Annotated in this window: 8 protein-coding genes; 2 read left to right on the top strand and 6 right to left on the bottom strand. The window is 52.1% G+C overall.

The features are described 5' to 3' along the window. Window positions 1–3: 3 nt before the first annotated feature. The gene (locus ACX1CU_RS06940; RefSeq protein ID WP_459401858.1) at window positions 4–609 is read right to left on the bottom strand and encodes a helix-turn-helix transcriptional regulator; all 606 of its coding nucleotides are present in this window, start codon (window positions 607–609) and stop codon (window positions 4–6) included. A gap of 1,036 nt (window positions 610–1,645) precedes the next feature. On the opposite strand from ACX1CU_RS06940, the gene ACX1CU_RS06935 reads away from it, so the two are divergent. Continuing rightward, window positions 1,646–2,920 carry a tetratricopeptide repeat protein gene (locus tag ACX1CU_RS06935; RefSeq protein WP_459401857.1) on the top strand — a complete coding sequence of 425 codons (1,275 nt, stop codon included), beginning with the start codon at window positions 1,646–1,648 and terminating at the stop codon, window positions 2,918–2,920. 67 nt (window positions 2,921–2,987) lie between these two features. Here ACX1CU_RS06935 and ACX1CU_RS06930 read toward each other — a convergent pair whose 3' ends face one another. From ACX1CU_RS06930 to budA, 3 genes are all read right to left on the bottom strand, one after another. After that, window positions 2,988–4,583, bottom strand: coding sequence for an ABC transporter substrate-binding protein (locus ACX1CU_RS06930; RefSeq protein WP_459401856.1), 1,596 nt, complete (start codon window positions 4,581–4,583; stop codon window positions 2,988–2,990). Between the two features lie 127 nt (window positions 4,584–4,710). Beyond that, entirely contained in the window at window positions 4,711–6,390 is a 1,680-nt protein-coding gene (gene alsS / locus ACX1CU_RS06925; protein ID WP_459401855.1) for an acetolactate synthase AlsS, read from the bottom strand. Window positions 6,391–6,417: 27 nt separating this feature from the next. Further along, a complete protein-coding gene (gene budA / locus ACX1CU_RS06920; protein WP_459401854.1) occupies window positions 6,418–7,197 on the bottom strand; it encodes an acetolactate decarboxylase in 780 nt (259 codons plus the stop codon). Between the two features lie 357 nt (window positions 7,198–7,554). Here budA and ACX1CU_RS06915 point away from each other — a divergent pair, with 357 nt between their 5' ends. Next, window positions 7,555–8,457, top strand: coding sequence for a LysR family transcriptional regulator (locus ACX1CU_RS06915; protein WP_459401853.1), 903 nt, complete (start codon window positions 7,555–7,557; stop codon window positions 8,455–8,457). Here ACX1CU_RS06915 and eutC read toward each other — a convergent pair. Then, the gene (eutC, locus tag ACX1CU_RS06910) at window positions 8,436–9,227 is read right to left on the bottom strand and encodes an ethanolamine ammonia-lyase subunit EutC (RefSeq protein ID WP_459401852.1); all 792 of its coding nucleotides are present in this window, start codon (window positions 9,225–9,227) and stop codon (window positions 8,436–8,438) included. The genes ACX1CU_RS06915 and eutC overlap by 22 nt on opposite strands. Beyond that, window positions 9,224–10,609: an ethanolamine ammonia-lyase subunit EutB gene (locus ACX1CU_RS06905; protein ID WP_459401851.1), complete on the bottom strand. Its 1,386-nt coding sequence runs from the start codon at window positions 10,607–10,609 to the stop codon at window positions 9,224–9,226. Before ACX1CU_RS06905 ends, eutC begins: the two co-directional genes overlap by 4 nt. Window positions 10,610–10,682 lie beyond the last annotated feature (73 nt).

Genomic DNA, 10,682 nt, shown 5'->3' with positions numbered 1-10,682 from the left:
GACTTAATGAGTTAGATTAACGGGTAACCGTTTGGTACCAATTTTGCGCAGTATGTTAGACTTGTGCGCACTGATAGTTTTTTGACTGCGTGACAGTTTGATTGAGATTTCCTTATTTGTTGCACCATCCAGGTACATCTTCAGGATCTCCATCTCACGCCGTGTCAAACCCACAGACTCAAAATAGGCTTCATTAAATAATTCTGAATTGTCATTCTTCAGGTTATAGATATCCCATGAATAACAATATCCACCGGCTAGAACCATGTTTATGGCATTAAGGAAAAACTCAACACCACTTTCATACTCAATGACTCCGCGCACATTGCTCAAGTGATTGAAGAATTTATGCAATGATTGCTCTTTTTTTGCCAGAATAAGAACAGGGATGTCAGACATCAGCAATAGTTTCTTAAAGTTTTCAACTGGCTGTGTCTCGAGTTTTTTGCCATCAATAATACAGATATCATAAGGATCTGATAATGCCTTATTGTCGCACTCTTCCACACCTTTTAGAATAATTGATGACTCTGGATAACTGGTCTCAATAATGCGGATAATCCCTAAACTTCCAATGTTCTTTTCACCCAAGTATAAAACTTTCATCATACAATCCTGTTAATACTACGTCCATATGCCCTTTATACTTGAAACTATAGGGGATCCAACCACCTTCACTCACTGGGATGCTGACGAGAACCAGCTCACGCACATGCTCCTTAATCAGTATTTTCAAAAAGCTAAAAACTGATTAAATAGAGCATTACCGTGCATAAACACCGTTTATGAAGATGTGGTAAACAGTGACTAAAAATCCATTTATCGTCTTCTTTCTCGTCAATACTAAATTGAGTAGAGTTTACATAGAATTAATTCAGATCTGAGTTATCACCAATTACCATTACCCATATCAGAAATTATTTTACCTCTACCCAATAGAATAGAAATAAGATTTCACGCAATCATCATGTAAGATGATTCTTAAAAATAATCTTTATAAGGATTATCTTAGGAAAATAATACATGAAACTTAGCGAGAAAAAAATAGAATATGGTAACTATTCGTTTAAAAAACCGTAACTCATTGGTTTATTTATGAGAAAATTCTTAATTGGAAATCAAGGAAGGACTAAGCACACAAAGTAATAATAAGACAATATGCCGGGTTTCAAGAAAATTCCTAAAACGCAATGACTGGTCGTGAGGTGAGAATGAGGTTTTCGTTATCTAAAAAACCACTAACATCACTCATTTTATAAACCATACACTTAGTTATATAAACAAACATGCAACAAATAACACATTCCGTATAGTATAGTAAATAAAGGACATCGCACTGTAAATCTATGCTGGCTGGCATTGATGCTATAGCACGCCCACATTGGATTACCCGTAACCATTAACTCATGATATCGTTGTTCTCCCGTACTGATTACAGAGCTATAATTATTATCTGAATAATAGATTAAAAGCCTGGTGGTTTTCCGGCATTGATATTCTTAGATATTCTTAATTAACTCGCTCTTTTTCAACGGTATGGAAAGAGTGTCGTTTGCTTTGTTGGTAAACGGTTCAATGGGGGCAAGGATCGCCCAGCGCAGGTCCCCACATTCAGATCATGTATCAGTTTGAGGCAAGCTTATTTATGCGTCCTTTTCAGAAAAACAACCCAACCTCTCCTCCCCATGCCTTGCAGGAACAGCGTCTCAACGCACTTGCGCAGCAGTATCGTGAGGCTATCGCTCTCAATGATTATGCAGCTGGCAAAGCGATCGCAGAAGCTACGCTGCGCTTGGTACCACGCAACGCCGACGTGCTAGCCAGTTATGCCCTGTGCTTAATGCGTACGGGGGACTATGAGAAAGCCTATAAAACCTATAAAAAGCTGTTGCAAAGCCAACCACTGGAACAGCTCCCTGCTACTATGATCGATGGTTTGGCAGAGGTTTGTGGCTGGTTGAACCGCCCGGATGAGGTGCGGCGCTTCGGTTTGATGTCACTGGAACAGGGGGACCAGAAATTCGGTAGCAGCCAAGCTTACCCGCTGCCCGCCCCCCAGCCCCCGGCATTTAACCCGCATAATCCAGAAGAAAATGCCATTGCGTTCACCCTGTTTGGTTCACTGGTGCGTTACTGTGAAAGTGCCGTGATGAACGCCAAGGTGAGTAAAGCGTTGTTTCCCCACTGGCATTGCCGTTTCTATCTGGACGATAGCGTGCCGCAGGATGTGCAGCAACGTCTGCGCGAGGCTGGGGCCAAGGTGATCAAAGTGGAAGGTGAACTGCATCAGAATATCCCACCGCTGATGTGGCGCTTTTTGGTGCTGGATGACCCAACTGTTAAACGCTATCTCATTCGCGATGCGGATTCGCTACTCTCAGAGCGGGAACAAGCGGCGGTAGAAGCCTGGTTGCAAAGCGATTACTGGTATCACCACATGCGGGATTACTTTACTCATACCGAACTGTTGCTGGCAGGGATGTGGGGCGGCTGTCACAACCCTAATCTGCCCTCAATCATCAACCAGACCCGTGAGTATCTGAGCCAGCAGGACAACCATCGCCGCTTTGTCGATCAGTATTTCCTGCGCCAGCATCTTTGGCCCACCGTCAGGCAGAGCTTGCTCAGCCATGACGATCTTTTCGGTTTCCACCAGGCTCAACCTTTTCCCGCGCATGCGCCGATTCGCTGGCAGACAGACAAATTCCATGTGGGCAGTAACGCCAGTTATCAGTTAGCAGGCGTCGCCAGCCAGAGGCAAGAGGGTGAATTACAACCGTGGGAAGTGCTGGATGAACAGGGTAACCGGTTATGCCAATACGCAACGGTAGTGAAAAACCACGAGTGGCGCGAATTGATGCCTTTCTTTTTGCTCGACCGTATTCTCGCCGGAGAATGGCAGTTACGTAATATCGATTGATTTGAAAGCCATCAGGGGCCCTGACTGGGCCCCTGAGGTTGCTGACAAACGGATTTTTAGACCGCTATCACTTCTCCAGCGAAACCTGCTTGAAGATATGCTTGCCGAACGGATCGATCTCGTAACCTTTCACTTCTTTGCGCACCGGCTCAAAAATGGTGGAATGGGCGATCATCAGCGCGGGCATCTGCTCGTGCATCATCACCTGTGCCTGTTCATACATTGCCACACGTTTTTGATGATCATTTTCTTCCCGCGCCTTAGCGATCAGCTCATCAAACGGCTTATAGCACCACTTGGCCGAGTTTGAACCGCCGTTAGCAGAGGTGCAGGTAAACAGCGGGCCGAAGAAGTTGTCCGGGTCACCATTTGCGGTAGTCCAGCCCATCAACGCCGTCTGGTGCTCACCACTTTTCACCCGTTGCAGATATTCACCCCATTCGAAAGTGACCACTTTAGCCTGAACGCCAATCTTGGCCCAGTCCGCCTGGATCATCTCGGCCATGCGTTTGGCGTTCGGGTTATAGGGGCGCTGCACCGGCATCGCCCATAAGTCGATAGCAAAGCCCTCCCCCAACCCGGCCTCTTGCAGCAACTGTTTCGCCTTCTCTGGCGAGTAGGCATAATCTTCAATGCTGGCATTGTTGCCCCATTGGGTTGGCGGCAACAGGTTCTTCGCCTGCTGGCCTGCACCGTGGAACACCGCCTCGATGATCGCCGGTCGGTTCACCGCCATCGCCAATGCCTGGCGTACTTTCACGTTATCCAGCGGTTTCTTCTGGGTGTTAAACGCCAGGAAACCAATGTTCAAACCTGATTTCTCCATCACCTGAATATTTTTATCTTCGCGCATGCGCACCAGATCGGCCGGATTAGGGAACGGCATCACCTGGCACTCGTTCTTTTGAAGTTTAGCGTAACGCACCGCCGCATCTGGCGTGATGGAGTACACCAGCCGATCGATCTTCGGCTTGCCTTCCCAATATTGATCAAAGGCTTTATAGAGGATCTTGGCGTCTTTCTGATACTGCAAAAGCTGGAACGGCCCGGTACCGATCGGATCGTTATCCACCCGCTGCGGCGTACCGGCCTTCAGCATCACGTCGGCATATTCAGCCGACAGGATGGTGGCAAAATACATCCCCAGATCGGCCACAAACGGCGCTTCAGCACGTGAAAGCTCAAAACGCACGGTGTGATCGTCCACTTTGACGATGTTATTGATCAGCGAACCAAACTCCATCGACTCAAAGTTGGTATAAGCGCCGTTGGACACCTTGTGATAAGGGTGATTAGCGTCTTTCTGGCGCATAAAGGAGAAGATCACGTCGTCGGCGTTAAAATCACGGGTCGGCGTGAAGAATTTGTTGCTTTGGAATTTCACCCCTTTACGCAGATAGAAAGTGTAATTCTTGCCATCTTCACTCACTTCCCAACGCTCCGCCAGGCTCGGTTGCAGATCGACAGTACCGGTTTTGAAGTCCACCAGCCGGTTGTAAATGGCGGCAGAACTGGCATCTACCGTAGGGCCAGAGGTAAACAGCTGTGGGTTAAAGCCTTCAGGCGAACTCTCTGAACAGAAAACCAGCGTGTTAGCCTGCACACTACTCATTACCGCCAGTGCCAACAGGCCCAGCGTCATTTTTACGATCTTTTTCTGCATTGTCCCATCCCATGAGGTATTAAAGAATTAAAAACTCTGATACCAATAAATCAAACAGTTAGGGATGTAAAGCAGAAGTTATAGCTGCTTGCCCCACCTAATAGCAGGGCAAAGGAATAAGGCAGGATTAAATCATCTGGCTGAAGTTCATTTGGGCCATCAGCTTGTAGTTGTCGGCATAATCTACCGGGATCGCCACCACCACCGGCCCCTGAATTTCCATCGCCTTACGCAGCGTCGGCCGCAGCTCTTCCACCGCTTGCACGGCAAACCCGACCGCACCGCACGCCTCGGCATAGGCTTTGAAATCAATCGGGCCAAATTCTACGCCAGATTTACGCTGATATTTACTCACCTCCTGCATTGCCACCATGTTGTAAGCGTTGTCCACCCAGATGACATGTACAATATTGGCTTTCAGCCGTACCGCCGTTTCCAGCTCCATGCTCGACTGCATAAACCCGCCATCGCCGGAGATGGATAACACTTTGTCTCCCGGCCGAACCAGTGCAGCGCCAATGGCCCAAGGCAGGGCGACCCCCATGGTCTGCTGACCATTAGAGATCAGCAACTGACGCGCGCGGAAGCTATACAAATAGCGAGCGATCCAGATATGGAAGCTCCCCATATCCACACACAGCGTCACGTCATCGCTGACAATATCCTGCAACTCCTTAACGATGCGCAGCGGATGAATTGGCATACTATTACGGCGTGCCGCGCGCTCGGCCAGTTCTGCACGTTGCAAGCTGAGATCGGACAAGATCAGCTCCACCTCGGCAGGCACGCTGAGCGCATGGCTGAAACCTTCGGTCAGCAAATCGATAGTGGTGCTGATATTGCCCACCAGCTCCACATCCGGGCGGTAGCAGGTATCAATCTCTGCCGGTTGTACATCGATATGCACCAACTTCAACTGCCTTTGGCTGTTCCACATGTAGGGATCGTATTCGATCGGGCTATAGCCTACGCTCACCACAAGATCGGCCTTTTGCAACAGTTGGTCGGCAGGCTGATTGTTGAATAACCCGACACGGCCAGCAAAGCGGGAAAAATCATTAACATCAATCACCCCGGCGGCCTGATACGTGCCTACCACCGGCATATGCGTGCGCTGCAACAAATGACGCACCGCGGTGCTGTTTTCCGGGCGGCTGGCTTGCAGCCCCAATAACAGTACCGGGCATTTCGCCTGCTGGATCAGTTTTAGCGCCGTGTGAATATCTTCGATACAAGCGGCACCCAGGCGGGGAGCCCGCCCGCCAGCCAGCACCGGTGCAATGACCGGCTCATTGATGATGTCCATCGGTAAGCTGACAAATGCCGCCCCCGGACGGCCAAATTCAGCGCTGCGGAACGCATTGGCCATCACTTCTGAAATGGCCGAACCGGCATGCACCTCAGCACAATATTTGGTCACCGGCCGGAACATGCTGACGGTATCCATGCTCTGGTGCGTTTGTTTCAGGTTATCAGCACGCTTCACCGCACCGCCAAAGGCCACGACCGCATCCCCTTCCGACGTTGCGGTCGCCAGCCCGGTAATCAGGTTAGAACTGCCCGGCCCGGAGGTCACCAGCGCCACTCCGGCCTTGCCGGTCAGGCGACCAACCGCCGCCGCCATAAATGCCGCGTTGGCTTCGTGACGCACCACCACGGTTTTTATCGATGGCTCATCTTCCAACGCATCGAATACCCGATCGATTTTCGCCCCAGGGATACCAAACACCTGTTTCACGCCCTGTGCTTGCAGATTTTTGACCACCAAATCTGCACCGCACCGCCAGTGATTGTCTGAACCAACCATAATCCACCTCCTGAAAAACGACGCCGATTAACCTTCGGCAGAACGAATGGCGCGATCCAAATCCTCTGGGCAGAGATCGGCGCGCAAAAAATCCGCATCGTGCGGCAATTGCAGATTGAGACGGGCGATCACACCGAACTGCAAGCGGCCATGATCGAGCTGATAATCCAGCACGTGGCCGCCGCCGTTGCGATCGTCGGTAACAAAGTGCTCGTGGTAACCGGCAACGCCAATGCCTTGCAGATAATCGGGCGTGCGGAACCCCACCAGCGTGCCGCAGCGCTGATGGAATGCAAAGGTCGGTTGCGCTTCGATCGCCTCCAGCATCGGCTTGTAGGGCCGCTCCTGGCGCTGCACGGTGCGGGTTTCCACATGGCTGAACTGACCATCAACCCGTAGCGCACAGAACAGATTGGGTGAAACCATCTGCTGGTTGATGTACTGGTGCAGTTCGTCTTTGCTGATGGGTTTTTCGACCTGCAAGGTAACGCTGGGCTGGAAAAAAGTGACCACCGCAAACGGCGTTTTTTGCTGCAAACCGGCGCGGCGGGCGCTGCCATCGGCAAGCAACTGATGCACTTCCCGATCAAAGGCGATCAGTTCGCCGTCGAGATGGTTGAAGGTCCCCAGGCCAAAGTTGCCGTGTTTTAGCAACTCGGCAATGGTGACATCGCCTTCGTAAACCCCATCGAGCAAGGCACTCATCACTGAGACCTGGTAAATTTCACCTTTACCACAATCCAGCGCTTGTTTGGCAAAACCTTGCACCAAGTGTTGTGCGCAGGAACAACCGTGATTTTCATTCATTACAACCTCCTCCACCCGCACCGCACCAGGGGTGCTATGCATTCAAATACTCAAAGATTGAGCACATCTGCCAAGCTCAACGGCAACGTATAAAAATGAAGATTCTCTAATCGTTATTGAAGAATTACATCACATTAACGGCTGATTCGGCGTTGAGGCGAAAATGAATGCAATAGATAAAAACACTGCTAAATTTCATGGTGGCAATCTTAAAAACACGCAATAAAGGTATTTCTTTCTGCTTATAGAAATACAACCAGCTCGATTCCAGCTATTTACTTCAGAGGGAGAGTAACCTTAACACCGTCAGCAGAGAACCCGGTATTCATAAGAAATGCTTTTGCATATAATGCAAAGATGAATGACGTACGCTATGCCGAACATCTGCCGATCTTTCTCGAAGTTGCCCAACTGGGTAGCTTCTCCGCCGCCGCACGCAAACTGGGTATGGTGCCTTCTTCATTGGTACGGCATATCGATACGCTGGAAAGTGAACTTGGCATCACGCTGTTTGTACGTTCAACGCGCGGTCTGATGTTGACCGATGCCGGTGAAACGCTGAGAAATCGCGCTGCGCTGTTGCAGGCAGAAATCATCGATATTCGTGCCGAACTGATGGCACAAGACGAGACGCCACAAGGCGTGCTGCGCATCAGTTGTTTGCCCACCTTCGGCAAAACCTATCTGCTGCCGCTGTTGCCGGAATTGACCCAGCGTTATCCACAATTGGTGGTTGAGCTGGATCTCACCGAGCGCCAGACCGATCCGAAACAAGAATTGCTGGACGCCGCCATTCGTATTGGCGAGCAGAAAGACAGTTCGCTATATGCCAGCCGCATCGCCACACAGCGTTGGATCATGTGTGCCAGCCCGGCCTACGCCGCTCGATATGGGGTTCCAGCCAACCTGCTGGCGTTACGCGATCATCAGTTGATCGCTCGTTATCACAAACAGCAGCCCGCCTGCTGGGCACAAATCCTCAGTGAACCGCTGATGAATCAGTGCAAGATGGTGCTGCGCTGTGATGATTTCTCGGCGCAGCGGCAAGCGGCGTTACTCGGATTGGGCATCACTTTCTTACCCAACTGGGTGGTAGGGCCGGATATTCAGGCTGGGCGTTTGCTACCCCTGCTGGCAGACCCACGCGGCGAGGAACAGGGGATCTATCTGTTGCGCCCGGTCGCCAGAGTTTCGGCCAAGCTGAACGCCTTTATCAGCCTGCTCACTGAGAGTATTGGTCAGCCACCAAGCTGGCAATGAGGCGGAACGATCCGGCCATGCAACGCCGGGTTATCGCTCTCGTCTTTCAGCTCAATACCGGTCAAACGCCGCTGATACGCCTGCTCCAACAGCCAGGCCAGCTTGAACGCCGCCTGTGGATAATCCAACCCTTCCGGGCGAATATTGGAAATGCAGTTGCGTTCCGACTCCAACCTGCCGGTATGCGGGCCCCAGGTGAGGTAAATACCGAGGCTGTCCGGCGAGGACAAGCCCGGCCGCTCGCCGATGAGGATCGCAACGGCCTTCGCCCGCAGGCATTCACCGATATCATCCCCCAAGGCAACCCGCGCCTGATGCGCCAACACCACCGGTGCCACGCTGATATCCAGGCGATTAAGATAAGGCCGCAAGGCTTGCAAGAACGGCAGGGCCTGGCGGTGAACCGCCTTCGACGAGAGGCCATCGCCGATCACCAGCAGCAGATCCGCCGGTTTTAGCGCCAGACTTTGCAATGCTTCACGGCTTACGAGCGACAGTTTCCGCCCCAGATCTGGGCGGCGCAGAAAAATGCTGCGATCCGCTGCTGCACTGTGCACCGTAAGCGTCTGCCAGCCATCGATCTGCAAGGCATCGGCTAATTGATCGCTACTGAAAGGCTGATGCACCGCGTCACGCGCCTGCGCATGCGCCAAACCAAACTTCAGCAGTTCCTGCGTCGGCAGGCTGGCACCGGTGCGGCCCAGCGCAATGCGCGCATCGGTAAATGCCCGTAGCGCATCCCAGCCGTTGGTATGAACCAGTTTGCTCATTGGTTGCCTCCCTGTAATCCCAGCAACAGCGGATGATTAGCGGCGGTATCACGCAAACGCCCCGCCTGATCGATGATCTGCATCTCTGCCAGCCAGGCGGCAAATTCCGGCGCATGCTTGAGACCCAGCAGCTCGCGGATATACAGCGCATCGTGAAACGAGGTGCTCTGGTAATTGAGCATGATGTCATCAGCACCGGGCACGCCAATCAGGAAGGTCAGGCCAGCGGTGGCCAGCAAGGTGAGCAGCGTATCCATATCATCCTGATCCGCTTCGGCATGATTGGTGTAACACACGTCGCAGCCGAGCGGCAGGCCAAGCAGCTTGCCGCAGAAGTGATCCTCCAACCCGGCGCGGATGATTTGCTTGCCGTCATAGAGATATTCCGGCCCGATAAAACCCACCACGGTGTTAATCAACAACGGCGAAAAATGCCGCGCTACGGCATAGGCGCGCGCTTCACAGGTTTGTTGATCGACTCCATGATGCGCATTGGCCGACAAGCAACTGCCCTGCCCGGTCTCGAAATACATGACGTTATTGCCCAAGGTGCCACGCTGTAGGCTCAGCGCCGCCTGCTGAGCCTCGGCCAGCAACGCCAGATTAATACCAAAGCCGCTGTTGGCGGCCTCGGTCCCGGCGATCGACTGAAACACCAGATCCACCGGCGCACCACGCTCGATCAGCCGTAGCGTATTGGTCACATGAGTCAGCACGCAGGATTGGGTGGGAATGGCAAAGCGCTGGATCACGTCGTCCAGCATGTAGTTAAGCTTTTCCAACAGAGGCAGGCTGTCGCTGGCCGGATTGATGCCTACCACCGCATCGCCGCTGCCATACAGCAAGCCATCGAGCATGCTGGCGGCAATCCCTTGCAGGCTGTCGGTGGGATGATTAGGTTGCAACCGCACGCTGAGATGGCCCGGTAAGCCGATAGTGTTGCGAAAACGGGTGACGACGCGGCACTTTTTCGCCACCAGAATCAGATCCTGATTGCGCATGATTTTGCTGACCGCCGCCGCCATTTCCGGCGTGATGCCTGCCGCCACCTGTGTCAGCATCGCGCTGTCCGCCTGTTCGCTCAGCAACCAGTCGCGGAAATCGCCGACCGTCAGATGAGAAATTGGCATAAACGCCAATGCATCATGCTGATCGATAATCAGCCGGGTAACTTCATCCTGTTCATAAGGCACCAACACCTGCTGCAAAAAAGTTTTCAGCGGCACTTCGGCTAGAGCCATGCGCGCCGCTATGCGCTCCTCGGCACTGTCAGCCGCCAACTCGGCTAAATAGTCGCCAGAACGGGCCGGTGAGGCTTTTGCCATCAACTGGCGTAAGTCACGAAAGCGGTAGCTGCGCTGGCTGAGCGTTGCCTGATACATAGTGTCCCCTGAAGCAGATTGATTGCAGCAAGATTGCAAAGTCTGTACCCAGTGTAGTCAACGAAGCAGGAGG

The sequence above is a fragment of the Serratia sp. D1N4 genome, from assembly GCF_054552755.1.
This window is presented reverse-complemented; position numbering and strand designations above follow the sequence as displayed.

What these genes read in the sequence shown, in the direction of transcription:
- ACX1CU_RS06940 (WP_459401858.1), bottom strand. Translation starts at nt 609, where the DNA reads ATGATGAAAGTTTTATACTTGGGTGAAAAGAACATTGGAAGTTTAGGG.
- ACX1CU_RS06935 (WP_459401857.1), top strand. Translation starts at nt 1,646, where the DNA reads ATGCGTCCTTTTCAGAAAAACAACCCAACCTCTCCTCCCCATGCCTTG.
- ACX1CU_RS06930 (WP_459401856.1), bottom strand. Translation starts at nt 4,583, where the DNA reads ATGCAGAAAAAGATCGTAAAAATGACGCTGGGCCTGTTGGCACTGGCG.
- alsS (WP_459401855.1), bottom strand. Translation starts at nt 6,390, where the DNA reads ATGGTTGGTTCAGACAATCACTGGCGGTGCGGTGCAGATTTGGTGGTC.
- budA (WP_459401854.1), bottom strand. Translation starts at nt 7,197, where the DNA reads ATGAATGAAAATCACGGTTGTTCCTGCGCACAACACTTGGTGCAAGGT.
- ACX1CU_RS06915 (WP_459401853.1), top strand. Translation starts at nt 7,555, where the DNA reads ATGAATGACGTACGCTATGCCGAACATCTGCCGATCTTTCTCGAAGTT.
- eutC (WP_459401852.1), bottom strand. Translation starts at nt 9,227, where the DNA reads ATGAGCAAACTGGTTCATACCAACGGCTGGGATGCGCTACGGGCATTT.
- ACX1CU_RS06905 (WP_459401851.1), bottom strand. Translation starts at nt 10,609, where the DNA reads ATGTATCAGGCAACGCTCAGCCAGCGCAGCTACCGCTTTCGTGACTTA.